The organism is Verrucosispora sp. NA02020 (assembly GCF_013364215.1).
Classification (GTDB): domain Bacteria; phylum Actinomycetota; class Actinomycetes; order Mycobacteriales; family Micromonosporaceae; genus Micromonospora.
This window is the reverse complement of sequence record NZ_CP054923.1, coordinates 3,235,050-3,258,888: the sequence shown is the minus strand read 5'-3', so window position 1 is coordinate 3,258,888 and position 23,839 is coordinate 3,235,050. Positions and strand designations below refer to the sequence as shown.

Genomic DNA, 23,839 nt, shown 5'->3' with positions numbered 1-23,839 from the left:
ACACCCCTGATGTCCGAGATGCTGCGTGCCCCCGCCGAGGTCAAGTACGCCGACGAACTCGACTTCCTGGAGTCGGTGGACACCGGTCCGAAGCCGTACTCCTGGCGGTTGAGCCCGCGCATGGTCCGGCTGTTCGTGCTCGGTTCGGAACGCGCCGACGGTCTGGACCGGGAGATCCCGCAGAAGTGGTTCGGCGACCGCAGCTTCGTCGAACGCAGCATCGTGACGCTGGCGTCGGACCGGGGCCTGCTGCTCATCGGTGACCCGGGCACCGGTAAGAGCTGGCTCGCCGAGCTGCTGTCGGCGGCGATCTGCCGCAACTCCACGCTCGTGGTGCAGGGCACCGCCGGCACCACCGAGGACCACATCAAGTACTCGTGGAACGTCTCGATGGTCATCGCCAAGGGACAGTCGCGCGAGTCGATGATCCCGTCGCCGATCATGACCGCGATGGAGCAGGGCGTGGTGGGGCGTTTCGAGGAGCTGACCCGCTCCACCAGTGACGTACAGGACGCGTTGATCTCCATCCTGTCGGAGAAGTACGTCTCCATCCCCGAGCTGAACGACGACAACATCGTCTTCGCCCAGCCCGGGTTCTCCATCATCGCGACCGCCAACAGCCGGGACCGGGGCGTCAACGACCTGTCGTCGGCGTTGAAGCGACGCTTCAACTTCGTCCGGATCCCGGTGGTCACCAACAAGCGCAGCGAGGCGGAGATCGTCCGGTTCCGCACCGAGGAGCTGCTGCGCCGGCACCACGTGGAGCTGGACGTGCCGCCGACGCTGCTGGACATCCTGCTGCAGAGCTTCGCCGACCTGCGGGCCGCCGCCGCGTCGGCGACCAGCGACGACGAGAAGTTGGAGTCGGCGCTCTCCACCGCCGAGCAGATCGGGGTGCTGGAGGACGCGATCCTGCACAGCCAGTTCTTCGGCGACCGGACGCTGCGCGCCGAGACGCTGGCCGGGTCGCTGATGGGGTCGCTGGCCCGACGCAGCCCGGAGGACCTGGCCATCCTCAACAAGTACCTGCACGCGGTGGTGGAGCCCCGGGCCACCCAGGACGGTGGTGAATGGCGCGGCTTCCTCGACGGTGGCCGTCAGGCGATCGCCGCCCTGTCATGAGCGCCCCCGCCGCCGTCGGCGCGTTCGGTGCCCTGCGTGACCAGCTCACCGATGCGGCCGCCGCCTTCGCGGGCGGTCCGGACGCGCTGGCCGACATCCTCGCCGGGATCGTCGACGACGTGGACCGCGCCCTGGGCGAGCGGCTGGAGATCTTCCCGGTCTGCCACCATTCGCCGGCCTCGGCGCTGGCCATGGTGCGCCGGTTGCGGAGCAAGCAGCCTCGGGTGATCTATCTGGAGCTCTGCGAGGACCTCCGACCGTTGCTGGGGGAACTGCGCAACTGTCGGTTGCCGGTGGCGGTGCAGGCGTTCGCCTCCGAACTCGACGGCTTCCCCGCCGCGTGGGGTCCGCTCAGCGTGATCGCGCCGGTCACCGAGGCGTCCGCCGAGTACCAGGCGATCGCGTACGCGTTGGAGACGCCCGGGGTGGAGTTGGTGCTGGTCGACCGCTCCACCGATCACGTCTTCCAGTGGTCGCCCCGGGGCGGGACCCCGCCCCAGGGCGAGGTGGCCGGCGCGGAGAGCGGTGCCGAGGCGGGCGAGCAGGCGGCCCTGCACGGCGACGCGGTGGGCGTGGAGATCGGCGACCTGCGTCCCCGGTTCGCCGAGTTGGAGGCGCACCTGCTGCACCACGGCAAGGTGCGGCACTGGTCGGAGTGGTGGGACCAGTACGTCGAACGGCCGCTCACCGTCGCCGACCACGACACCTACCGTCAGGTGATGGTGCTGATCGGCAGCCTGTTCCGGCGGCTGCGTCCCGTCGGGTCGGACCGCACCGACCGCGACGAGGACCGGGAACGCTACATGTGGACCCGGATCCGGCAGCACCTGGCCGCCTCCGGGGCCGACCCCGAGGACTGCCTCTACGTCTGCGGCGCCTTCCACGCCGCCAGCCGCGTCGCGCAGTTCGGCCTGGACTCCACCGCCCCGGACTTCGACATCTCCCCGCGTACCGCGACGCGGTGGCGGTACGGCCTGATCCCGTCCAGCCACTCGGCGATCGAGGCCCAGTTCGGTCTCGCACCCGGATCGGTGTCGATCGCGGCCGCGAGCTGGACCAAGGCGGTGAGCGGGTCACGCCTGACGCCGTACCGGCTGGACGGTCAGCGGGGTGGCACGCCCCGGGGCCGGCGGGGACGCGCCGCGCCGGATCCGGCACCGGACGAGGCGGTCAGCGACCGGCTCTCCGGGTTCCTCGCCGCGCCACCCGCCCTCGACGGGCTCGACGAGGCGGAGCTGCGCCGGTGGTGTGTGGACATCGTCCGGCTGGCCCGGCGCAACGGCTACCTGGCCAGCACCGCCGACGCGATCGCGGTGTTCGAGACCTCGATCCTGTTGGCGGGGTTGCGCAACCGGGCCCGGCCCACCCCGTACGACTTCGCCGACGCGGCGGTGACCTGCATCGAGAAGGACGTGGTGCCGGGTCGACGTGACGTGCGGCGGCTCTGCGAGATCCTGCTCGGCGGGGACCGGATCGGGCAGGTCGGCTACGACGCCCTGCCGCCGTTGGCCCGCGACGTGCTGGACCGGCTCCAGCCGCTCGGTCTGGACCTGGAGAAGCGGACCATGCAGCGGGCGTTGCTGGATCTGCACGGCAACCCGGAGCTGGCCGGCTGCTCGGACCTGCTCTGGATGCTGCGGCACGTGCTGCCGCCGGACGCGGTCCGGCCGATCATGGGTGAGCGTCGGCTCGGCCACCGGTCCATCCAGGAGAGCTGGGATCTGGCGCTGGGCCGTCACCAACGCGCGTTGATCGAACTCGGGTACGAGGGGGTGACCGTCGAGCAGGTGCTGGAACAGCGCCTGCGTCGGGCGGCACACGGCCCGGACGCCACCGCCGCCGGTGCTCTCGCCGCCGTCGAGGACGCCATCCGGCTGCTGGACAGCCCTCGGCTGGTCGACGAACTGGGTGCCCGGGCGGTGGAGCTGCTCGCCGCCGAACGCACCGTCGACGACGCGCCGCGCGTGCTGCGCCGGATCCGCCGGCTGCTCGCCCACCACCAGGCCACCGCGCCGACGCTGCCGGCCTGGTGCGCGGCGTTCGTGACCACCGGGTACGCCCACTACTGCACGTTGCTGCCGACCGCGTTCGTCGAGGAGGAGACCGGCGTCCGGCAGGTCGGGGCGATGCTCGGGTTCCTGTTCAGCCTGGAGAGTCTGGCGCTCTCCCTCGGCTGCGACCGGTCCCAGCTCGAACTCGCGGTGGGTCAGTCCCATCCGGAGGCGCCGGCCAAGGTGGCCCTGCTCTGGGCGGCCCGGCACCAGCTCGGTCTGCTGCCTCTGACCGAGCTGCGGGCCCAGTGCCAGGAGCTGCTGGCCAACCCGCTGGTGGTGCCGGCCTTCCCGCAGTATCTGTCCGGGTTCGTGCACGCGCTGGAACCGGTGCCGGGGCTCGCGCCGTTCGTGGTGGAGACGATGTCCACCGCGTTCGCCCGACTGCCCGACCCGGTCCTGCTGCCCTGGCTGCCCAACCTGGTCACCACCCTGCGGCAGCACGGCGCCGAGTCGGTGCCGTTGCTGGTCCGCGAGGCGGGGCGCACGTTCCCGGGCACACTCTCCGAGTTGGACTCGTGGGTCCCGCCCTGGCTGCGTACCTCCCCCGCCGTCCCCACCGTCGCGCCGCGCTTCTCCGGTGGGGCGGCCGGGCCGGTGCACGCCCTGCTGGCCGCTCATCCGGAGCCGGTGGACGCGGTCGCCGGCCTCCTCGGTGTACGGGGCGACTGGTGTGCTCCCCGCAGCGGTGCGGCGGTCCTGGTGGAGGCGCACCCGAGCACCGCCGAGGCGGTCGCGTCACTGTTGTCCGACAGGTAGCACCGGCGGCGCGTGGGGCATCTGCGCCCCACGCGCCGCAAGCGGCGTCTGCGGGATGCATGGCGCCCGACCCCGTGCGGCGCGCGGTATGTATGCGTCGCCGCCGGCTCACTCCGCTCGGCCGCAGGCCACTCGTCCGTGCCCCCGGTTGATGCCCATCGACGCAATCCCGGATTCGGCTGTCACGTCCGCGCTACGGCGGCGTCGCGATGCCCCGGGCTGCTCAGCGTCGACCCTTCGCTCACAGAGCGTCTACCAGCGCTTTCGGGCGTCCAGACCCGGCCGAGCTGACCTCTTGACGGGTCATTCATGTTACGGCTACGTTTCCGTCTACCGTACACCGTCGACGATAAGTCGCCGGGCTTCATCAAATCCGGGCCCCCTTCGGGAAGGTTGTCGCATGGTCAACTCGGCCGAACCCGCATCGTCCGTCACCTCGCTGCGCGTGCCCCAGAAGGTCGTGCTCAGCGAGTCGACCTACGACGTACTGCGGGCGGCGATCCTGGACGGCACTCTGCCGCCGGGCACCCGGATCGTGGAGGAGTCGCTGGCCCGGCAACTCGGCGTCAGCCGCGCGCCACTGCGCGAGGCCATCTGGCTACTCAAGCGGGACGGCCTGCTCGTCGAGGAGTCCGCGCGCACCACCCGCGTCGTCCAGTTGACCGAGGACGACGTCCACGAACTGCACATGGTCCGCACCGTGCTGGAGACCCTGGCCTACCAGCAGGCGTCACCGCGGCTGCGACCGTCCGACGTCTCCGACCTCGAGGATCTGATCTCCCAGATGCACGAGGCGTCGGCGGCCGGTGACACCCGCCGGATCGCCGACCTGGACTACCGGTTCCACCGCGCCCTCTGCGCGCCGTGCGGACTTCCCCGGATCATGAAGGCCTGGGACGAGCAGCATGTGCTCTTCCGTCTGTGGCTCAACATGGTCGGCCCGACGTTGGGCGTGCAGGACATCGCGGAGTCGCACCGGGTCCTGCTCGGCGTCGTGCGTGACGGTGACGCCGAGGCCATCTCCGAGCAGGTGATCCACCACGTCTACCTGGTCGGCGGCGTGATGGCCGACCAACGCAGCCGCTGGGCGGCCGCCCAGCCCCGTCTCTACTTTCCGCAGGCTGCCCCAGGCGCCTGATCGACCCCGTGCGCCGCCGGCGCCTGATCGACCCTGCGCCGGAACCTCGCCAGGCCGATGCCCCGGACCGCACCGAGAGATAGCGAGGCCCGATGAGAACAGTCAACCTGACGCTGCCGCTCTATCCGTTCATGCCGGTCGGCAACGTGTGGGCCTGGGACTCCCCGTTCCAGCTCACGCCCGTGACGACTCACGAACGGCAGGGTGTCTCGACCCACCACATGAGCTTCCACAGCGAGGCGGGCACCCGTCTCATGCTCGGCGCCTGCTACGACGACGACGCACCCCGCATCCACGAACTCGACTACGGCACGCTGGTCGACCGCGAGACGGTCGTCATCGACATCCCGAAGCAGGCCGGCGAGGAGATCGAGGCCGACGACATCGAGCGCGCCGTCGTCGGCGATCCCGACTACCGCGACGGTGACGCCGTGCTGCTGCGCACCGGGTGGGGCGACGACGAGCGCTACCGCACTCTCGGTGACGACTACGCGACCACCACCCCGCACTTCTCGCTGGACGGCGCGAAGCGGCTGGCGGAGGTGATGACCGAACGCGGTAGCGACCTGATGCTGACCGACTGCGCGTACATCGGCAATCTCGGCGAGGGCTTCATGTTCCCGGAGTGGGCCTCCCGCAAGCCGTGGGACCGTCCGCCGTTCCCCTCCCCGCAGGCCCGCATCTACATGCGGCACTACACGCCGCAACGCGGGGCCGGCGGCGGTGCCCCGGACTGGGGGTCGTCGGTCGTCCTGCATCTCGCGATGTCCCCGGTCGCCGCGGTGGCCAACTGCGGCGCGCTGCGCAGCAAGCGGGTCCGGATCACCGTGCTGCCCCTGTTCCTCGCGGGAGCCGAAGGAGCCCCGTGCACCGTGCTGGCCGTGGACGGCGACGAGGCGGGAGAGGCCCGATGACCCTGCGCACCATCAACCTGACCCGCCCGATCACCACCGAGTCACCGGCCGGCAGCTTCTTCCCCTGGGAGGCGCCGTACCGGACCGAGGAGATCGCCACCCTGACCTACAACGGCGCGAACCTCTTCCACATCACCATGGGCAGTGGCTCCGCGACCCGGTTGCTGGGTCCGGCGCTCGGTTCGCCGACCGGAGCCACCGTCGACCAGCTGCCACCACAGCGGCTGCTCGGCCGGGCGGCGGTCGTGCTGTCCTGCCCGGTGGGGCCGGGCGGCGAGATCTCCGCTGACGCGATCCGTGCCGCTCTGGACGACGCCGACCTGCGGGCCGGTGACGCGGTGGTCCTGGCCACGGGGTGGGGGGACGATCCGGATCGCTTCGCCGACGCGGCGTACTACCTCGACGGGCCCTACCTCAGCGTCACGGCGGCCCAGTTGCTGGTCGAACGCCTCCGCGCCAACTCGTCGGACATGCTGCTCACCGACTGCCTGTACCTCGACCGGCCGGGTGGCGACCACGCCCGGACCGAGTGGACCGCACTACAGCCCTGGCTTCGCCCGGCGTACCCGTCGGACGCTGCCACGATCTATCTCCACCACTACCGGCCCGAGAAGGTGCGGCACGACTGGGCCGCCACCCTGGCTCTGACCGAGTCCATCTGGACCGTGGCCGGACTGGTCGGATGTGGCGCCCTCGCCGGGCGCCGGATCCGGCTCACCCTCGCCCCGCTCAACGTGCAGGGCGTCGGCGAGGTGCCCTGCACCGTGGTCGCCCAGATTTCCGGCGACGACGGTGCTCCCGAAGCACCGGTCTTCTCGTCAGGAGAACCGACATGAAACAATCATTTCGATCGATAACACGAACCCTCGCGATAGCCCTGACCGCGACGCTGGCCGTCACCGCCTGCGGCGGGGGCGGCGCCGGGAACCAGGGTCCGGAATACACCGGCGACACCTTCGACTGGAAGCGCTACGACGGCCAGTCGATCAAGGTCTACGTGGCCGACACCGGTCAGGTGGAGAGTCTGCGGGCCGGGCTGGCCGAGTTCACCGACCTCACCGGCATCACCGTCGAGATCGAGGGGTCCGACGTCACCAGCTACCGGCAGAACCTGCCGGTGCGGCTCACCTCGCGGGCCTCGGACTTCGACGTCATGGCGACCTTCCCCGAGGTCGACGGCCTGCAGTTCGCCAAGAACGGCTGGTACACCGACCTCGGTCCCTACCTCACCAACCCGGGGATGACCAACCCGGAGTACGACTTCGAGGACTTCGGGGCCGGCATCCGCAAGGCGATGACGGTCGAGGAGCAGACCGTCACCGTCCTCTGGGAGATGCAGACCGACCTGGTCTACTACCGCAAGGACCTGCTGGAGAAGGCGGGTCTGGAGGTGCCGACCACCTTCGCGGAGTGGGACGCCGCCGCTGCGGCCGTGCACGACCCCGGCAACCGGGTGTACGGCTTCGCGCTGCGCGGCATCCCGTACCAGACGACCACACCGTTCTCGTCATTCCTGTACGCGCACTGCGGTGAGTGGGTCGCCGACGGCAAGGCCGCGATCAACACGCCGGAGGCGCTCAAGGCATACGAGGCGTACGGACAGCTCGGCACGAAGTACGGGCCGCCCGGCATCGCCGGATTCGACTGGCCGGTGCCCTCCCAGCAGTTCGCGCAGGGCAACGTCTTCGCCTTCCTGGACGTGAACCTGTTCGTCAAGGACCTGGAGGATCCGACGAAGTCCCGGGTGGCCGGCAACGTCGGGTACACCACCGTCCCCCGTGCCGACTGCGACGCCGCGCCGTTCATCGGCGGTTGGGGCTACGGCATCAACCCCTTCTCCGAGAAGGGTGACGCCGCCTGGTACTTCATCCAGTGGGCCACCAGCAAGCAGATGAACCTCGACCTGAAACTCACCGGCTGGCCCAGCCCGCGTGCGTCGGCCTGGGGGTCGCCCGAGTTCAAGCAGGCGGACAAGACTCCCGAGTTCACCCAGGTGGTGCTGAGCAGCACCGAGACGGCACGGGCCCGGATGAACCCGCCGGTGACCCCGGGCGTCGAGGCCCGCGAGATCGCGGGACTGGTCGCCAACAAGGGCCTGGAAGGCCAGACCGGCGACGCCCTCAAGCGGACGGCCGACCAGCAGAACGACAAGCTGCAGGGCCTGCTCGACGCGATGCGCTAGTGATCGGTCGCGGCCGGAGGCCCCGCCTCCGGCCGCGGACCTCGCAAGGGAGGACCTGGTCCCGATGGCTCCGCTCACCGAAAGCCCCCCACGGTCTGCGCGCAAGCCCCCGCAGCCCGTACCCCGCCGCACGTTGCTCGACGTCCTGGACCGCTACGACCGGTACATCCTGCCGGCCCCGGCACTGATCGTCGTCGTCGCGATGCTGGCGTTCCCGATCGGCTACACCGTCTATCTCAGTTTCCACGAGTGGTCTGGCGGGCTGCGACCACCGGAGTTCGTCGGTCTGGACAACCTGACCCGCTCACTGGGCGACAGCCAGTTCTGGGGCAGCATCTGGCGCACCGTCTACTTCGTCACCCTGTCGGTGGGGCTGCAGGTCGTGCTCGGCGTCGGCGCGGCCCTGCTGTTCCACCAGCGCTTCCCTGGTCGAGGGGTGGCCCGCACCCTGTTCATGTTCCCGATGATCGCGACGCCGGCCGCTGTCGCCCTGGTCTGGAAGATGATGTTCGACCCGACCATCGGCATCCTTAACTACCTCGTGCAGTCCGTCGGTGGACCGACCCTGCTCTGGATCAGTGACGCCAACCTCGTCATCCCGGCACTGGCGATCGTGGACACCTGGATGTGGACACCGTTGGTGATGCTCATCGTGCTGGCCGGGCTGGCCGCACTTCCGCAGGAACCGTTCGAGGCAGCCAAGGTCGACGGCGCCGGGCCGGTGCGTACCTTCGTCAGCGTCACGTTGCCGCTGTTGAGCCCGGTCATCCTCGTCGCCGCGCTGTTCCGACTCATCGACGCCATCAAGACGTTCGACATCATCAAAGTCATCACGGACGGCGGTCCCGGCACCGCCTCGGAGACCCTCAACCTGTACGCCTTCAAGCAGGGCCTGTCGTACCTGCACTTCGGGTACGGGTCGATGCTGCTGGTCTGGCTGACCCTGCTGGTCTTCGTCGTGGCGATCGTCTTCACCCGCCTCCGGGCGCGGACCGACCAGGGGTGAACCGATGTCCGAGATCCTGACCGCCACCCGAGCCACCGCGCCACCGCCGACCCGACCGGTGGCCAGACCTCGCCGACGGCGTGGATCGATCCTCGGTCGGATCGCGCTCGCCGTCACCGTCACCGTCGCGCTCGCTCCGGCGCTGTTCGTGTTCTTCTGGATGCTGACGTCGTCGTTCAAGCAACAGGTCGACATCTACACGATCCCGCCGAAGTGGTTCGACTTCACGCCCACCCTGGACAACTACCAGGCGGCGCTGACCCGCACCCCGTTCGCGCGCTACATGACCAACAGCCTGGTCGTCGCCACCTGCTCCAGCCTGCTCGGGCTGCTCATCGGTGTGCCTGCGGCCTACAGCATCGCCCGCTACCGGCAGACCAAACTGTCGCTGTCACTGTTGACCGCCCGTCTGCTACCCGGGGTGGCCTATCTGGTGCCGTTCTTCGTCGCGTTCACCGCGTTGCGGATGGTCGGTACCTACCCGGCACTGATCCTGTCGCACGTCATCATCACGTTCCCGCTCACCGTCTTCATCATGGTGAATTTCTTCGCCGCCCTGCCCGACGAGGTCCACGACGCGGCGCAGGTCGACGGGTGCGGGAAGCTGGAGACGTTCTGGCGGATCGCCGTGCCGCTGACCCGACCCGGCATGCTCACCGCCGGCATCCTCGCGTTCATCTTCAGCTGGAACGACTTCAAGATGGCGCTGATCCTCTCCGACGGCGACAGCCGCACCCTGCCGGTGGCCGTCTTCAACTTCGTCCACGAGGCGTCCCTGGACTGGGGGCCGATGATGGCCTACGCCTCGATCATCATGCTGCCCGTCTTCGTCCTCACCCTCGCCGCGCAGCGGCACATCGTGACCGGAATGACGATGGGCAGCGTCAAGTAACCAGCACCTCGGGAGGCACCATGACCAGCACCGTACCCGCCGTCGTCAGTCGCGCCGCCGGCAACGGCCGTGTGATCGCCGCGAGCATCAAGCCCGGCGCCCAGTTGACCGACTCGATCGAGCAGGTGTGCCGTGACCACGGCGTACACACCGCCGTCATCCTCTCGGTGATCGGCACCATCCAGGAGGTCTACCTGCGCAACCCCCGAGACATCACCACGCTGCCGATCCACCGCGAGCACGAGTTCGCCGACGAGATCGACACCGTCGTGTTGCAACGCCCGATGGAGATCCTCTCCATCCAGGGCAACGTCACCACCCTCGACGGCAAGCTGTGGGCGCACTGCCACGCCCTGTTCTCCGAGGCGGGTGGCAACGTCCGTGGCGGACACGTCTTCCGGGCCACCGTCTGGAGCCAGGGTGAGGTCTTCCTCCAGGAGCTGACCGACATCCGCATCGACCGCGAGTACGACCGGGAGGTCACCGGTCTGCCGCAGATCCGCCTGCACGGGTGCGACGCGGGACCTGCCGATGGCCGGTGACCCCTGCCTGCTCGGCGTGGATATCGGCACGTCGAGCAGCAAGGGCGTCCTCACCGATCCGGCCGGGGCCGTACTGGCCGTCGCGACCCGCCCGCACCGGGTGTCGCGGCCCCGGCCGGGCCACGTGGAGCACGACGCCGAGGCGATCTGGTGGGCAGAGTTCGTCGCCATCGTGCGGGACCTGCTCGCGGCGGCTCCCGGGCCGGTCGCCGCCGTCGCGGTCAGCGGCATCGGTCCGTGCGTCCTGCCGGCCACCATGGAGGGACGGCCGCTGCGACCCGCGATCCTGTACGGCGTCGACACCCGGGCGACAGCGGAGATCGCCGAACTGACCGACGCCATCGGTGCCGACGAGATCGTCCGGCGCGGCGGCAACCGGTTGACCAGTCAGGCTGTTGGCCCGAAGCTGCGGTGGGTCCGACGGCACGAGCCAAAGGTCTGGGCGGACACCTGTCGGTTCTTCATGGCCAGCTCGTTCCTGGTGTTCCGGCTCACCGGTGAGTACGTCCTCGACCACCACTCGGCCAGCCAGAGCGACCCGCTCTATGACCTACACGGGCAGTCCTGGATCGACGACCTGGCCACGCAGATCGCCCCGGGACTGGAGTTGCCGAGACTGCTGTGGCCCACCGAGATCGCCGGCCGGGTCACGCGTGACGCCGCACGGCTCACCGGCCTGCCCGAGGGCGTCCCGGTCACCGCCGGCACGATCGACGCCTGGGCTGAGGCCGCCAGCGTGGGTGCCACCAGAGCCGGCGACCTGATGCTGATGTACGGCACCACCATGTTCCTCACCCGCACGGTGACCGCACCGGTCGTCCATCCGAGGTTGTGGGCGACCACCGGCCTCTTTCCCGGCAGCTTCTGCGTCGCGGGTGGCACCGCCACCTCGGGTGCGGTGGTCGAGTGGCTGCGCGATCTCGTCGGCGGGACCGACTACGAGCGGCTGGCCACCGAGGCCGCCGTGGTGCCCGCCGGCGCCGACGACCTGGTGGTGCTGCCGTACTTCGCGGGCGAGCGAACTCCGTTGTTCGACGAGAAGGCGCGTGGTGTCGTCGCCGGCCTGACCCTCGACCACGGGCGTGGACATCTCTATCGGGCGGTGCTGGAAGGAATCGGGTACGCGGTCCGGCACCACCTCGACGAGATGGCCGGTCTGTTGACGCCACCCGAGCGGGTCATCGCGGTGGGCGGGGGCGCCCGTCCGCTGTGGACCCGAATCATCTCGGACGTCACCGGTCAGCCGCAGCTGGTCCCCGAGCAGACGATCGGGGCCAGCTACGGCGACGCCTACCTTGCCGGCCTCGCGGTCGGGCTGGTCGACCGCGACGACGACTGGACACGGTGGGCTGCCCGGGTGGAACCGGATCCGTCGACGGCCGCCGCTTACCACCGTGGCTACACGGCATACCGTTCCCTGTATCCGGCGACCCGGGACATCGTCCATGGGATGACCGAACGGGCGGAGGCCGGCTGAGACCTCCAGGGCCACGATGCGGAGTGACCTCCGGGGCGAGGGTCACTCGCAGAAGACCTGCACCTTGGCCTCGGACTGGTCCACGTCGATGGTCATGTCGTCGAGCTGTTCGACGAGGTCCTCGATGTGCTGGGGCTTGAGCTGGGTCAGGTCGATGGGTACGCCCGACTTGGCCAGTTCGACGTTGACCTTGCTGAGTGCCTGCGGAGGGACCAGGCTGGTGAGGCGCACCCCGGCGCGCAGCAGTTGCAGCGGGACCCGGATGTTGACCCGGCCCGGACCGTCCTCGTCCTGCGTGGTCACCATCACGCGCAGGTACTTGGGTCGGGCCTTCGGGCGGGTCAGGACGGCCGACGGCGACTCCGGCTGCTCACGCTCCAGGGCGCCGATGAGCTGTTCCGCCTCGTCGGCGGTGATCTTTCCGTCGGCCAGCATCTGCAGGATCTGGCGGCGCTGTTCGTTCATGTCGGTCCCTCTTCCTCGACTCATCTGACGCTTACCAGCAGGGTCTTGTCGCCCTGCGCGATCTCGATCCGGGTGCCGGGCAGGGCCCCCAGCACCTGTCCCACGCCCCAGAGCGCGGCCACCGGGTTCACCCGGGTGACCAGGCAGGCGACCAGTGCGACCGGCACGGCGAGCAGCAGTAGTGGGCTGATCAGCAGCAGGACCGGCAGGACCGGCACGAATCGTCGCCGGCAGCGGCCGTCGGGGCGGCGGTGACGGATCGTCACCAGCTGCGGGATCATCGCGATCTCTCCAGCTCCGCCAGCGCCTGCGCGACGTCGATCTCCCCTCGCCGCAGTCGGTCGACGACGTCGACGCCGGTGGGCGCCGGGTCGGTGTCGACGAAGTCGAGCTGCGCGGCGATCCGGTTCAGGCGGGACTTGATCGTCGGGTAGCTCACCCCGAAGATCCGCTCCATCTCCTTGATCGACCCGTGCGACCGCACGAAGGCGGCCACGAACACCTGGTCGTCGACACCGAGTTGCGCCAGTTGCGGCGGCTCGAACTGTCCTTCGACCGCGACGCCGTTGTCGGTCAGGCGGACCCGTTCGACCACGAACGGTTGCCCGCGGGTCAGATCCGTCAGTTCCTGCCAGTCCACCTGTGCCTCCTGTCGCCGTCGACCTGCGTGCGACTTATTTGTACCTTGATTTTCTTAATTTTACAACGGCCAGAACTGAGGATAGTTAATGTGATCTTGGTCCAGCGACCGCGTCGACCCGGAATCGAACGCGGCGCGAAGGGTGGAACGAATACCGTGATCGTTAAGGTCCGGGCGTGCTGGGTATAGAGGCACGACGATCGATGATTCGACGGCACCAGCAGAGACGCAGGGGGAAGCCCGTGAGTAACCGAATCAGCGCGAGCCGCGCCAGCCACGACACGGCGGCGGTGTTCGACCGCAGCGCCGCCACCTACGACCGCGTCGGTGTGGAGTTCTTCGGCCCGATGGGGCGGGAACTGGTCCGCCGGGCCGGGGTGCGCCCGGGACAACAGGTCCTCGACGTCGGATGCGGACGAGGTGCCGTCCTGATGCCCGCGGCGCAGGCGGTGGGGCCCGACGGCGATGTCGTCGGCATCGACCTGGCTCCGACGATGGTCGACCTGACCCGCGCCGACGTGGCCGCCGCCGGCCTGCCGAACGTCCGGGTGGAGGTCGCCGACGCCGAGGACCCCCCGCTGCCGGAGGCCACCTTCGACGCGGTGCTCGCCGGACTCGTCGTGTTCATGCTGCCGGCGCCGCTGCCCGCACTGCGCGCCTACCACCGGCTCCTGCGCCCCGGCGGGCGGCTCGGTGTCACCACCTTCGCCGCCTACGACCCGCGCTTCAGCGAGGCGCTCGGCACGCTGGCCCGACACGTGCCGTCGGAGCGCCGCCAACCACCGGCCACCGGCCGGGAGGACGACTTCGCCACCCGCGAATCGACCGGCGACCTGCTGCGGCGTGCCGGCTACCACCAGGTCACCGTCGAGGACGTACCGTTCGAGAGCCGGTTCCGCGACAGCGACCACTTCGTCGCCTGGGTCTGGTCACACGGATCCCGCGCGATCCTGGAGAGCATCCCGCCCGAGCGGCTGCCCGCCGCCCTCGCCGACGTGGCAGACGTGCTGTCCCCCGACGGCGCAGGGCTCCGGCTGACCACCACCATCCGGTTCGCCCTCGGCACCCGCGCCGATTCCTGATCGGGCAGAAATCCGACGATGCCGGGAACTCCGGGCGGGGCGTGCCCGACCAGGTAACTGAGGTGCGTACGCACCGGTCGCCGCACCCCCTCCCGGAAGGTCGTCCAGACATGCTCTTCACACGTCGTCGGGTCGCACAGCTCGGTGCTCTCGGGCTCCTCACCGCCGCGACGGTGGCGCTGACCGGCTCACCGGCCGCCGCGCACGTCACGATCAGCCCGTCGGTGACGACCGCCGGCTCGTACGCGGTGCTGACGATGGGTGTGCCGCACGGCTGCGACGGTTCGGCGACGACCAAGGTGTCCATCCAGATTCCCGAGCAGATCGTCACGGTCACGCCGACGGTGAATCCGAACTGGACGGTGGAGAAGGTGATGGCGGACCTCAACCCGCCGGTCAAGGACAGCCACGGCAACGAGGTCACCCAGCGGGTCGCCGAGGTGGTCTACACCGCCAGGACGCCGCTGCCGGACGACCTGCGGGACACCTTCGAGCTGTCGGTGAAGCTGCCTGACGCCGCCGGTGAGACGCTCACGTTCCCCTCGGTGCAGACCTGCGAGCAGGGCGAGACGCCCTGGGTGCAGCTGCCCGCCGAGGGCCAGAACGCCGACGAGCTGGAGTACCCGGCACCGAAGTTCGTGCTGACCGCGCAGGCCGACGGCGACGCCGACGACGCCTCGGTGCAGCCGGTGGCGCAGACGAGCACGGAGTCCAGCGACGGTGGCACCGGCGCGGTCGGGTGGATCGCCCTGGTCCTCGGCGCGCTGGGTCTGCTGGCCGGCGGGCTGGCGCTGGTGCGTACCCGCAGGACGGCCTGACGGGCGGAGACGCAGGTGACGTCCCCGAGCGGCCTGACGGCACGGCGGGCGGCAGCCGGCAGGCGAGCGCGGTGGGCGTGGTCCGCCGTGCTCGCCGTCCTGCTCGGCCTGCTGGCGGCCGTCGTACCGGCGACCCCGGCCGCCGCCCACGCCGTCCTGCTGGGCACCGACCCGGCCGACGGTGCCGTGCTGGCGACCACGCCGGGCCAGATCACGTTGACCTTCAACGAACCGGTCGCGGTCCGCCCGGGTGGCGTGCGGCTGCTCGACGCGGCCGGCGAGGAGCTGTCCGGCGACAGCCGGTCGGTGGACACCACGGTGGTCCTGACCGTGCCGCCGGAGCTGCCCGGCGGCACCTACATCGTCACGTTCCGGGTGATCTCCGCCGACAGCCATCCCGTATCGGGTGGGTTCAGCTTCGCGGTGGGCGCGCCGAGCAGTTCCGCCGTGGCGGTGCCGGAGAGCAGTCCGGGACGCGGGCTGGACGTGCTGCGTCAGGTCTTCGAGGCGCTCGCCTACCTCGGCCTGTTGGTCAGTGCGGGCGTACTCGTCTTCCTGCTGGTCCTGCTGCGCGCCGACGCGCCGGTGCTGCGGCGGCGGCTGCGGCGGCTGGCCGCCTGGTCGGTGGGGCTGACCGTGCTGGCGCGGCTGGTCCTGGTGCCGGCCGTCCCCGCCTGGCAGGACGGCCGGAACCTGGACGGACTGGTCGACCCCGCCCTCTGGACCGCCGGGCTCGGTGCCGAGGAGTCCCTGAGTTCCGTGCTGGTGCTGCTGGGTCTGGGTGCCGCGTGGTGGGCGACCGCTGCCGCCGGGCCCCCGCCCGCCACTCCGGCCGCCGGGCCCCCGCCCACGACTGAGGCCGCCGGGCCCCCGCCCACGACTGAGGCCGTCGGGCTCCCGCCCGCCCCTGAGGCCGTCGGCCCCGCGCCCGCCACCGTGGTGGCCGAGGCCCCACCGACCGCCGAGGAACCACCGACAGCCGTGGCAACCGGTCCCGGCCGGCGGGCGGCGCTGACGGCCGTGGCGTTCGCCGGTGTCGTCCTCGCCTGGGGGGCGGTCGCCCTGGTCGGGCACACCCGCACCTACGGTCCGGCCTGGCTGGTCGTCCCGGCCGACGTGCTGCACGTGGTCACCGCCGGGGTGTGGCTGGGCGGGCTGGCGGCCCTGGCCTGGACGCTGGCCCGGTCGGCCGACCTGCCGCCGGGAGCGGCGGCGCGTACGGTGTCCGCGTTCTCGCGCACCGCCGCCGTCCTCGTCGGCCTGCTCGGTGTCGCCGGGGCGCTGCTCGGGTGGCGCATCCTGGGGTCCTGGGAGGCGCTGTGGGGCACGGCCTACGGTCTGGCCCTGCTGACGAAGGTCGGGCTGACCGTCGTGGTGCTGGCCGTGGCCGCACACAACCGTTTCCGGCTGGTGCCCCGGGTGGTGGCCACCGACCGCGACGAGGGACCTCCGGCGGCGTGGCGGCTGCTGCGCCGCTCGGTCCGGTGGGAGGCGGCGCTGCTGGTCGGTGTGGTCGCCGCGACCGGGTTCCTGGTCACGCAGAGCCCGGTCACCGACACCGGTACGCGTCCGCCGGCCGACGCCGGGGACCGTCCGATCGTGGCGGAGGCGCCGCTGGGGTCGGGTCGGGCCGTCGTCCGACTGACCCCCGGGGTGGTAGGAGTGAACTCGATGGAACTGAACATCCTCGATGCGGCGGGCCAGCCGATCGCACCGGTCGACGACCCGAGGTTGACGGTCCAGTTACCCGCGATGGACGTCGGTCCGCTGGAGCGGACGCTCTCGCCGACCGGGCCGGGCCGGTACGAGGCGGTCGTCGACCTGCCGCTCGCCGGTTCCTGGGTGGTCCAGGTCAGCGTGCGGACCTCGAAGTACGAGAGTCCGGTCGCCCGCGTCACGGTGGACGTCGGATGAGGACGCGACGGTGGATCCGGGCGGCTGCCGTGGCGACCGGTGTGGTCGCGTACCTGGCGTGGGGGGCGGCGCCCGCAGCGGCGCACGTCGAGGTCGCGGAGGCGAAGCCGAACGGCGACGGCACCACGACCCTGACGTTCGCCTTCGACCACAGTTGTGACGACTCCCCCACCACCGAGCTGGTCGTCGCGCTGCCCGAGGGGGTGACCGCGACCGGCACCGTGGAGCCGGAGGGGTGGTCCGCCGCGCTCTCCGGGGATCGTGTCACCTTCACCGGACCGGGGCGGGAGACCGCCGAGGTGGGAGTGACCACGCGGATCGTGGCCCAGGCGGGCGACACGTTGCACTTCCCGGTGCTGCAACGGTGTGCCGACGGCAACTCGCTCGACTGGATCGACCGCACCGCCGACAGCGACTACCCGGCGCCACGGTTGATCGCGACCAACGCCGTGCTCGAGACCCCGCCGGAGGCGTCCGTCGGGCCGCCGGCCGCCGCAGGCGGCGGGACACCGTCGGAGGGCGGGGGCGCGACGCTGGGCCAGGCGGTGACCGTGGTGGTCGTGTTCGTCGTTCTCGCCGCAGGGGTGGGTCTGCTGGTCGCCCGTCGGCCCGCGTAGGCGTCGGCGGGGCCTGCCGGAGCGGGAGTGCCCGTACGGTCTTTCGGAACGGGAGGGGCCCCGGCCGATCGTCGACGATCGGCCGGGGCCCCTGCGGTGCGACGTGGATCAGGCCAGGTCGAACCGGTCGAGTTCCATCACCTTGGTCCAGGCGGCGACGAAGTCGGCCACGAACTTGCCGCGGGCGTCGTCGCTGGCGTAGACCTCGGCGAGCGCCCGGAGCTGCGAGTTGGAGCCGAAGACGAGGTCGACCGCGGTGGCGGTCCACTTCACCTCGTCGGTGGCCAGGTCGCGGATCTCGTACACGTTCTCCTCGGACTCCGACGCCTTCCACCGGGTGCCCGGGGAGAGCAGGTTGGCGAAGAAGTCGTTGGTGAGCACGCCGGGCCGGTCGGTGAGGACGCCGTGGCGGCTGTCGCCGACGTTGTTCCCGAGGGAGCGCAGGCCACCGATCAGGACGGTCATCTCGGGCGCGGTCAGGTTGAGCATGTAGGCCCGGTCGACGAGCAGGACCTCCGGCTGGGTCTTCTCACCCGGACGCAGGTAGTTGCGGAACCCGTCGGCACGCGGCTCCAGGACCCGGAACGACTCGACGTCGGTCTGCTCCTGGCTGGCGTCGGTGCGACCCGGGTGGAACGGGACGGTGATCTCGACCCCGGCGTCACGCGCCGCCTTCTCGACGGCGGCCGAGCCGGCCAGCACGATCAGGTCCGCCAGGGAGATCTTCGCGCCACCGGCGGAGTTGAACTCCCGCTGGATGTCCTCCAGGGTCTTCAGCACCGCGGCGAGCTGCTCCGGCTGGTTGACCTCCCAGCTACGCTGCGGCTCGAGACGGATCCGGGCACCGTTGGCGCCGCCCCGCTTGTCGGTGTAGCGGAAGCTGGCGGCCGAGGCCCACGCGGTGGAGACGAGCTGGGCGGTGCTCAGCCCGGACTCCAGGACCTTGGCCTTGAGGGCGGCGACGTCGGCGTCACCGACCAACTCGTGGTCGACGGCCGGCACCGGGTCCTGCCAGAGCTGGGCCTCGGGGACCCACGGGCCGAGGAAGCGGCTGACCGGACCCATGTCGCGGTGCAGCAGCTTGTACCACGCCTTGGCGAAGGCGAGCGCGAACTCGTCGGGGTTCTCCAGGAACCGCCGGGAGATCCGCTCGTACGCCGGGTCCACGCGCAGCGACAGGTCCGTCGTCAGCATGGTGGGCTTGTGCTTCTTCGACGGGTCGTGGGCGTCCGGGATGATCGCCTCGGCGTCCTTGGCGACCCACTGCTTGGCGCCACCCGGGCTGGTGGTCAGCTCCCACTCGTAGCCGAAGAGGATCTCGAAGAAGCGGTTACTCCACTCGGTCGGCCGGTCGGTCCAGGTGACCTCAAGGCCGCTGGTGATCGTGTCGGCGCCCTTGCCGCTGCCGTGCGTGCTCAGCCAGCCGAGGCCCTGCGCCTCCAGCGGGGCACCCTCGGGCTCGGGGCCCACGTGGTCGTCGGCGACGCCGGCACCGTGGGTCTTGCCGAAGGTGTGGCCGCCGGCGATGAGCGCGACGGTCTCCTCGTCGTTCATCGCCATCCGGGCGAAGGTCTCCCGGATGAAGTGCGCCGCCGCCAGCGGGTCCGCGCTGCCACGGGGGCCCTCGGGGTTGACGTAGATCAGGCCCATCTCGGTCGCGCCGACACCCTGGGACATCTCCTGCTCGGAGACGTAGCGCTCGTCACCGAGCCAGGTGTCCTCCGGACCCCAGAAGATCTCCTCGGGCTCCCACACGTCGGGGCGGCCGAAGGCGAAGCCGAAGGTCTTGAAGCCCATCGACTCCAGGGCCACGTTGCCGGCGAGTACGAGCAGGTCGGCCCAGGAGATCTGCTGGCCGTACTTCTGCTTGACCGGCCACAGCAGGCGGCGGGCCTTGTCCAGGTTGGCGTTGTCCGGCCAGCTGTTGAGCGGGGCGAAGCGCTGCCCGCCGTCACCCGCGCCGCCACGGCCGTCCTCGATGCGGTACGTGCCGGCGGCGTGCCAGCTCATCCGGATCATCAGACCGCCGTAGTGGCCGAAGTCGGCCGGCCACCAGTCCTGCGAGGTGGTGAGGACCTGGGTGATGTCCCGCTTGAGCGCCTCGACGTCGAGCTTGGCGAACGCCTGCGCGTAGCTGAAGTCGGCGCCGAGCGGGTTGCCCTTCGACGAGTGGGCGTGCAGCACCGAGAGGTCGAGCTGGTTGGGCCACCAGTCCCGGTTGGTGTGCGGGCGACCGCCGGTCTTCGGGGTGGGCGAGTCGATCGCCGGGTTCTCGCTCTCGCTGCCGTGCGCGGTCACCGAGTCGTGCGCGACCGGGCAGCCGGACTCGGCCTTCTTGTCCACGCCCTGGGCACTCGACGGACCGTCGTGCTGTGGGTTACTCAATGTGCTTCCTTCCGACCTGGCGGATCACTGGTGGTGCGTGTCACTGGTGGTGCGTGCGGTCGCAGTCGGGGCAGGTGCCCCAGTAGACGACCTCCGCCTCGTCGACCACGAAACCGTGGTCGTCGGAGGCGGTGAGACAGGGTGCGTCGCCGACGGCGCAGTTCACGTCGGCGATCGCGCCGCAGGAGCGGCAGACGACATGGTGGTGGTTGTCCCCCACCCGGGACTCGTATCGGGCGACGGCTCCGGCGGGCTGGATGCGCCGCACCAGACCGGCGTCGGTCAGCGCCCGCAGCACGTCGTAGATGGCCTGGTGGGACACGGTGGGGTGGTCGGCTCGTACCAGCCGGGTCACCGCGTCGGTGTCGACGTGCGGGTGGTCCCGCAGCGCCGCGAGCACCGCCAGTCGAGGCCGGGTCACGCGCAACGAGACCGCGCGGAGCTGGGCCTCGAAGTCGGACGTCATGCCGGCCAACCTACTCCACTCTTTTGGAATCAATCAAGTTTGCTGACGCTCCGCACGTCCGTGTCACGGTCTGTTCGCGTCGACCCTCGCATGGGCGACGGGCGACGCCGGTGAGCACCGCCACAGAGGCAACGGACGGCGCACGGTGCCGGACACGGCGCCCTGCTCCGGGCGTGGCCGGAGCCACCACGGTGCGGGTTTCGCCGCCGACGCACCGGAAATCAGAACAGATTGATCGAGCCGCCGGTTCCGCCAGGCCGGGAGCGCGCCTGAGGATGACGTGCAGACGCCCGAGGGCGTGGCTCACACCGGGACGGAGAGCGCAGATGAACCGAGACAGGACCGCCGACGGCACGGGCACCGGTGACCGGCGGCACCGGGTGGTGATCGTCGGATCCGGCTTCGGCGGGCTCTTCGCGGCCAAGGCGCTCCGCCGCGCACCGGTGGACGTGACGATGGTCGCGCGGACCACCCACCACCTGTTCCAGCCGCTGCTCTACCAGGTGGCCACCGGCATCCTCTCCCCCGGCGAGGTGGCGCCCGCCACCCGCGAGATCCTGCGTCGGCAGCGCAACGCCGAGGTCCTGCTCGGCGAGGTCACCGACATCGACCTGGAGACCCGGACGGTCACCGCGAACGCGCCGCTGACCACGTTCCGCGTCGAGTACGACAGCCTGATCGTCGCCGCCGGGGCGACGCAGTCGTACTTCGGCCACGATGAGTTCGCCGAGCACGCGCCCGGCATGAAGAGCATCGACGACGCGCTCGAACTGCGCGGACGGATCTTCGGGGCGTTCGAGCTGGCCGAGCTGGAGACCGACCCGGCGACGATCGCCCGGTGGATGACGTTCGTGGTGGTCGGCGCCGGACCCACCGGCGTGGAGATGGCCGGGCAGATCGCCGAGCTGGCGCACCGGACCCTGCCGGGCGAGTTCCGCCGCATCGACCCCCGCAAGGCCAGGATCATCCTGCTGGACGCCGGTGACTCGGTCCTCGGCACGTTCGGGGACCGGCTCTCCGGCAAGGCGTTGCAGCAGTTGCACCGCCTCGGTGTCGACGTGGAGCTGGGCGCCACGGTGGTGGGCGTGGACGACGACGGCATCGAGGTGGCCGACCGGGACGGCCGGCGACGGCGCATCGAGTGCCGGACGAAGATCTGGGCGGCCGGGGTGTCGGGGTCACCGCTGGGCGCGCACCTGGCCTCCCGGGCCGGCGCCGAGACCGACCGGGCCGGTCGGGTCAAGGTCGAGCCGGACCTGACCCTGCCCGGGCATCCCGAGGTGTTCGTCGTCGGCGACCTGATGTCGCTGGACCGGCTCCCGGGCGTGGCGCAGGTGGCCATCCAGGGCGGACGGTACGCGGCCCGACAGATCCTGCGCCGACTGCGGGGCGAGCCGGCGGGTCAGCCCTTCCGATACCGCGACAAGGGCAGCATGGCGACCATCTCGCGCTTCTCGGCGGTGGCCACCGTCGGTCGGCTGCGGTTGGCCGGACTGACCGGGTGGCTGCTCTGGCTCGCCGTGCACCTGTTGTACCTGGTCGGCTTCAAGAACCGGGTCACCGCCGTACTGCACTGGTTCGTCAGCTTCATCGGTCGGGGCCGCTCCGAGCGGACCGTGACGTTGCAGCAGGTGCTGGCGCGTACCGCGTTGCGGGGGGCCACCGAGTCCGCCACGCCCGCGGTGACCGCGGCCGCCACCGGGTCGGACGGGCCGACAGGTGCCGACGCACCCGGACAGCGGGCGGCCGTGCCGGGACCGGAGGCCGCGCGGCACGGCGCGCCGGAGCAGCCGACCGGCTGACTCCGGCACCGACGCGGATGGTCAGATCGGGAAATGCCCCCGACGCCAGTGCCAGTGGCGACCCGCGCGCAGGTGGTCGACGACCGCGCGGTGCAGCACGGTGCGGCGCGGCAGGTCGTCCAGGGGCGTGCTCAGGCTGCGGAACACGAACCGCCGCACCTCGACGTCGGCGGCCAGTCCCTCCGGCTCCTCGTAAGGCTCCAGGGTGAACCGGCGCTGGAACTGGACGATGTGGGAGTCCTCCGGCAGGTACTCCCGCAGTTGCGGGTCGAGCAGCCACGAGCCGCAGGAGAACGCCGTGTACTCCTCGTCGGGGAAGTGGCGCGGAAAGAAGACGCGGGCCCGGTCGAGCGAGTCGTCGACCGCCTGCGGGCTCAGCGGCCCCGACTCGGGGACGTGCAGGCCGATGGTGTCGCCGCGTTGGTGCTGCAACCGGCCCAGCTCGTAGACGCTGCCGCGCGCGTGCAGGGTCAACCAGCTCTGCATGACCGGCCAGCCCTCGCGGTGCATCCGCCGGTCGATCGCGAGGTTGCGGCCCAGGTCCGCCAGGGTCGTCCAGGACACCGCCTCGGGGACGCCGTGGTCGCGGTGGAAGGCCCGCACCACGTCGAGCAGGGCCAGGTACGCGTACACGTACAGGTGCCGCCAGGCGGGTCCGCGATCGCGGGGCACCTCCGGGCCGGGCGGCAGCCACTCGTGTCCGCCGAGGTCGGCGCGGACCAGGGCGATCGAACGGTCGAGCAGCCACCGCAGCTCCGGGGTCCACAGCGCCGAGTCGGGATCGGGCCAGCCGGCCAGGATCTCGGCGGCGTCGTCCGGGCGTACGGCGAGCCGGTCCAGGATCTCGGGCGCGTCGGCCTTCGCGGGCAACGGGGCCGACGGCCGGTCACCGGCGAGCCGGTCGACGCGCGTGACGTCCTCGACGGGTACGCCGAGCCGGGCGGCGATGTCCTCCAGGTCCACATCGACGAACCTACTCAGCGAGGTGACTTCTTGGGAGCCCTCCTCTGGCGGGGGTGCGCGGCCACCACGGGTGCCGGGACAGTCCGCAGTCCGGCCGGCTGGACGAAGATCGCCCTGCGGTGGACCGCTTCTCCCCGATCGTTGACCTGGTAACCCTCAAGCCAGCGCCACCCGTCGTACGTGGTCCACTCCAGCACCCGGATCACCCGGAACAGGATCGGCCGGACGAACTGCACACTGGCCTCCGGCCCCACCCGCAGCAGGTCACCGGCCCGGGGTCTGCTCAGGTCAGCCATCCGAGGAACCTCCGGTGCAGCAGCCCCGCCGGAGCCCACCCCATGTCCCGACTCGCCGCCAACAGGCACGAACCCATGTAGAGCGTCAGGGAGACCGGAGCCCGGTCGTACTCGGCCCGCAGTTCCTGACGACGTGTCCGACACGGCCAGGGCGCACCACAGCCCGCGCACGTCCAGATCGGCACCACCGGTCCGTGCGCCGTCACGACGCCTCCCCCGGCCAGTGGCCCCGATTGACGGGCACCCGGTACCGCACCCGACACGGCAGATCCCGACCACACCGACACGTCACCCGCCTCAGCAGGTGG

General features: G+C 70.9%; 23 protein-coding genes. 15 read left to right on the top strand and 8 right to left on the bottom strand.

Annotated features, from left to right (window positions below; all coding sequences use genetic code 11):
- Positions 1 to 9: 9 nt before the first annotated feature.
- The 10 genes from HUT12_RS14270 to HUT12_RS14225 all read left to right on the top strand — a co-directional run bounded on the left by HUT12_RS14270 (position 10) and on the right by HUT12_RS14225 (position 12,083).
- Positions 10 to 1,122, top strand: coding sequence for an AAA family ATPase (locus HUT12_RS14270; RefSeq protein WP_131053027.1), 1,113 nt, complete (start codon positions 10 to 12; stop codon positions 1,120 to 1,122).
- The gene (locus HUT12_RS14265) at positions 1,119 to 3,932 is read left to right on the top strand and encodes a DUF5682 family protein (protein ID WP_131053026.1); all 2,814 of its coding nucleotides are present in this window, start codon (positions 1,119 to 1,121) and stop codon (positions 3,930 to 3,932) included. Before HUT12_RS14270 ends, HUT12_RS14265 begins: the two co-directional genes overlap by 4 nt.
- Before the next feature lie 400 nt (positions 3,933 to 4,332).
- Positions 4,333 to 5,070 carry a GntR family transcriptional regulator gene (locus HUT12_RS14260; protein ID WP_161594952.1) on the top strand — a complete coding sequence of 246 codons (738 nt, stop codon included), beginning with the start codon at positions 4,333 to 4,335 and terminating at the stop codon, positions 5,068 to 5,070.
- A 92-nt stretch (positions 5,071 to 5,162) separates the two neighbouring features.
- Positions 5,163 to 5,984, top strand: coding sequence for a cyclase family protein (locus tag HUT12_RS14255; RefSeq protein ID WP_131053024.1), 822 nt, complete (start codon positions 5,163 to 5,165; stop codon positions 5,982 to 5,984).
- Positions 5,981 to 6,820 (top strand): cyclase family protein, encoded by an 840-nt coding sequence (locus HUT12_RS14250; RefSeq protein ID WP_131053023.1) that lies wholly within the window; start codon positions 5,981 to 5,983, stop codon positions 6,818 to 6,820. The genes HUT12_RS14255 and HUT12_RS14250 overlap by 4 nt, the downstream gene beginning before the upstream one ends.
- Positions 6,817 to 8,166: a sugar ABC transporter substrate-binding protein gene (locus HUT12_RS14245; protein ID WP_161594951.1), complete on the top strand. Its 1,350-nt coding sequence runs from the start codon at positions 6,817 to 6,819 to the stop codon at positions 8,164 to 8,166. Before HUT12_RS14250 ends, HUT12_RS14245 begins: the two co-directional genes overlap by 4 nt.
- Positions 8,167 to 8,299: 133 nt before the next feature.
- Positions 8,300 to 9,172, top strand: a complete 873-nt coding sequence (locus tag HUT12_RS14240; protein WP_217705998.1) for a carbohydrate ABC transporter permease — start codon at positions 8,300 to 8,302, stop codon at positions 9,170 to 9,172.
- A gap of 4 nt (positions 9,173 to 9,176) precedes the next feature.
- A complete protein-coding gene (locus HUT12_RS14235; protein ID WP_131053020.1) occupies positions 9,177 to 10,064 on the top strand; it encodes a carbohydrate ABC transporter permease in 888 nt (295 codons plus the stop codon).
- Positions 10,065 to 10,084: 20 nt separating this feature from the next.
- Positions 10,085 to 10,606, top strand: a complete 522-nt coding sequence (locus HUT12_RS14230) for a PPC domain-containing DNA-binding protein (protein WP_131053019.1) — start codon at positions 10,085 to 10,087, stop codon at positions 10,604 to 10,606.
- Positions 10,596 to 12,083 carry an FGGY-family carbohydrate kinase gene (locus HUT12_RS14225; RefSeq protein ID WP_176093693.1) on the top strand — a complete coding sequence of 496 codons (1,488 nt, stop codon included), beginning with the start codon at positions 10,596 to 10,598 and terminating at the stop codon, positions 12,081 to 12,083. Before HUT12_RS14230 ends, HUT12_RS14225 begins: the two co-directional genes overlap by 11 nt.
- 42 nt (positions 12,084 to 12,125) lie before the next feature.
- On the opposite strand, the gene HUT12_RS14220 is transcribed toward HUT12_RS14225, so the two are convergent.
- From HUT12_RS14220 to HUT12_RS14210, 3 genes are read right to left on the bottom strand one after another with little or no spacing between them, the layout of a single operon-like run.
- The gene (locus HUT12_RS14220) at positions 12,126 to 12,548 is read right to left on the bottom strand and encodes a hypothetical protein (protein WP_176093692.1); all 423 of its coding nucleotides are present in this window, start codon (positions 12,546 to 12,548) and stop codon (positions 12,126 to 12,128) included.
- 20 nt (positions 12,549 to 12,568) lie between these two features.
- Complete coding sequence (locus HUT12_RS14215) at positions 12,569 to 12,829, bottom strand: hypothetical protein (RefSeq protein WP_176093691.1); 261 nt, start codon at positions 12,827 to 12,829, stop codon at positions 12,569 to 12,571.
- Complete coding sequence (locus HUT12_RS14210) at positions 12,826 to 13,188, bottom strand: DUF2089 domain-containing protein (RefSeq protein ID WP_176093690.1); 363 nt, start codon at positions 13,186 to 13,188, stop codon at positions 12,826 to 12,828. Before HUT12_RS14210 ends, HUT12_RS14215 begins: the two co-directional genes overlap by 4 nt.
- Before the next feature lie 242 nt (positions 13,189 to 13,430).
- Here HUT12_RS14210 and HUT12_RS14205 point away from each other — a divergent pair, with 242 nt between their 5' ends.
- From HUT12_RS14205 to HUT12_RS14190, 4 genes are all read left to right on the top strand, one after another.
- Entirely contained in the window at positions 13,431 to 14,270 is an 840-nt protein-coding gene (locus HUT12_RS14205) for a class I SAM-dependent methyltransferase (RefSeq protein WP_254876822.1), read from the top strand.
- A 110-nt stretch (positions 14,271 to 14,380) separates the two neighbouring features.
- Positions 14,381 to 15,088 (top strand): YcnI family protein, encoded by a 708-nt coding sequence (locus HUT12_RS14200; RefSeq protein ID WP_176093689.1) that lies wholly within the window; start codon positions 14,381 to 14,383, stop codon positions 15,086 to 15,088.
- Between the two features lie 15 nt (positions 15,089 to 15,103).
- Positions 15,104 to 17,002, top strand: coding sequence for a FixH family protein (locus HUT12_RS14195; RefSeq protein ID WP_176093688.1), 1,899 nt, complete (start codon positions 15,104 to 15,106; stop codon positions 17,000 to 17,002).
- Positions 16,999 to 17,619, top strand: coding sequence for a DUF1775 domain-containing protein (locus tag HUT12_RS14190; protein ID WP_176093687.1), 621 nt, complete (start codon positions 16,999 to 17,001; stop codon positions 17,617 to 17,619). The genes HUT12_RS14195 and HUT12_RS14190 overlap by 4 nt, the downstream gene beginning before the upstream one ends.
- Positions 17,620 to 17,727: 108 nt before the next feature.
- Here HUT12_RS14190 and katG read toward each other — a convergent pair whose 3' ends face one another.
- Positions 17,728 to 20,004, bottom strand: a complete 2,277-nt coding sequence (katG, locus tag HUT12_RS14185; RefSeq protein WP_176093686.1) for a catalase/peroxidase HPI — start codon at positions 20,002 to 20,004, stop codon at positions 17,728 to 17,730.
- 40 nt (positions 20,005 to 20,044) lie between these two features.
- On the bottom strand, positions 20,045 to 20,470 hold the full coding sequence (locus tag HUT12_RS14180) for a Fur family transcriptional regulator (RefSeq protein ID WP_176093685.1): 426 nt from the start codon (positions 20,468 to 20,470) through the stop codon (positions 20,045 to 20,047).
- Positions 20,471 to 20,796: 326 nt separating this feature from the next.
- Between HUT12_RS14180 and HUT12_RS14175 the strand changes: the two genes are divergently transcribed.
- Positions 20,797 to 22,272 (top strand): NAD(P)/FAD-dependent oxidoreductase, encoded by a 1,476-nt coding sequence (locus tag HUT12_RS14175; RefSeq protein ID WP_176093684.1) that lies wholly within the window; start codon positions 20,797 to 20,799, stop codon positions 22,270 to 22,272.
- A gap of 21 nt (positions 22,273 to 22,293) precedes the next feature.
- Here the strand turns inward: HUT12_RS14175 and HUT12_RS14170 are convergent, their stop codons facing one another.
- From HUT12_RS14170 to HUT12_RS14160, 3 genes are read right to left on the bottom strand one after another with little or no spacing between them, the layout of a single operon-like run.
- Complete coding sequence (locus HUT12_RS14170) at positions 22,294 to 23,235, bottom strand: acyltransferase domain-containing protein (RefSeq protein ID WP_176093683.1); 942 nt, start codon at positions 23,233 to 23,235, stop codon at positions 22,294 to 22,296.
- Positions 23,236 to 23,249: 14 nt separating this feature from the next.
- On the bottom strand, positions 23,250 to 23,531 hold the full coding sequence (locus HUT12_RS14165) for a hypothetical protein (protein ID WP_254876821.1): 282 nt from the start codon (positions 23,529 to 23,531) through the stop codon (positions 23,250 to 23,252).
- Positions 23,519 to 23,737 carry a hypothetical protein gene (locus HUT12_RS14160; RefSeq protein WP_176093682.1) on the bottom strand — a complete coding sequence of 73 codons (219 nt, stop codon included), beginning with the start codon at positions 23,735 to 23,737 and terminating at the stop codon, positions 23,519 to 23,521. Before HUT12_RS14160 ends, HUT12_RS14165 begins: the two co-directional genes overlap by 13 nt.
- Between the last annotated feature and the right edge of the window lie 102 nt (positions 23,738 to 23,839).

Excerpts from the sequence above, each read along its gene's own strand:
- HUT12_RS14180 (WP_176093685.1), bottom strand. The coding sequence starts at position 20,470 with ATGACGTCCGACTTCGAGGCCCAGCTCCGCGCGGTCTCGTTGCGCGTG.
- HUT12_RS14190 (WP_176093687.1), top strand. The coding sequence starts at position 16,999 with ATGAGGACGCGACGGTGGATCCGGGCGGCTGCCGTGGCGACCGGTGTG.
- HUT12_RS14265 (WP_131053026.1), top strand. The coding sequence starts at position 1,119 with ATGAGCGCCCCCGCCGCCGTCGGCGCGTTCGGTGCCCTGCGTGACCAG.
- HUT12_RS14255 (WP_131053024.1), top strand. The coding sequence starts at position 5,163 with ATGAGAACAGTCAACCTGACGCTGCCGCTCTATCCGTTCATGCCGGTC.
- HUT12_RS14270 (WP_131053027.1), top strand. The coding sequence starts at position 10 with ATGTCCGAGATGCTGCGTGCCCCCGCCGAGGTCAAGTACGCCGACGAA.
- HUT12_RS14165 (WP_254876821.1), bottom strand. The coding sequence starts at position 23,531 with ATGGCTGACCTGAGCAGACCCCGGGCCGGTGACCTGCTGCGGGTGGGG.
- HUT12_RS14260 (WP_161594952.1), top strand. The coding sequence starts at position 4,333 with ATGGTCAACTCGGCCGAACCCGCATCGTCCGTCACCTCGCTGCGCGTG.
- HUT12_RS14235 (WP_131053020.1), top strand. The coding sequence starts at position 9,177 with ATGTCCGAGATCCTGACCGCCACCCGAGCCACCGCGCCACCGCCGACC.
- HUT12_RS14220 (WP_176093692.1), bottom strand. The coding sequence starts at position 12,548 with ATGAACGAACAGCGCCGCCAGATCCTGCAGATGCTGGCCGACGGAAAG.
- HUT12_RS14230 (WP_131053019.1), top strand. The coding sequence starts at position 10,085 with ATGACCAGCACCGTACCCGCCGTCGTCAGTCGCGCCGCCGGCAACGGC.
- HUT12_RS14200 (WP_176093689.1), top strand. The coding sequence starts at position 14,381 with ATGCTCTTCACACGTCGTCGGGTCGCACAGCTCGGTGCTCTCGGGCTC.
- HUT12_RS14215 (WP_176093691.1), bottom strand. The coding sequence starts at position 12,829 with ATGATCCCGCAGCTGGTGACGATCCGTCACCGCCGCCCCGACGGCCGC.
- HUT12_RS14250 (WP_131053023.1), top strand. The coding sequence starts at position 5,981 with ATGACCCTGCGCACCATCAACCTGACCCGCCCGATCACCACCGAGTCA.
- HUT12_RS14225 (WP_176093693.1), top strand. The coding sequence starts at position 10,596 with ATGGCCGGTGACCCCTGCCTGCTCGGCGTGGATATCGGCACGTCGAGC.
- HUT12_RS14245 (WP_161594951.1), top strand. The coding sequence starts at position 6,817 with ATGAAACAATCATTTCGATCGATAACACGAACCCTCGCGATAGCCCTG.
- HUT12_RS14175 (WP_176093684.1), top strand. The coding sequence starts at position 20,797 with ATGAACCGAGACAGGACCGCCGACGGCACGGGCACCGGTGACCGGCGG.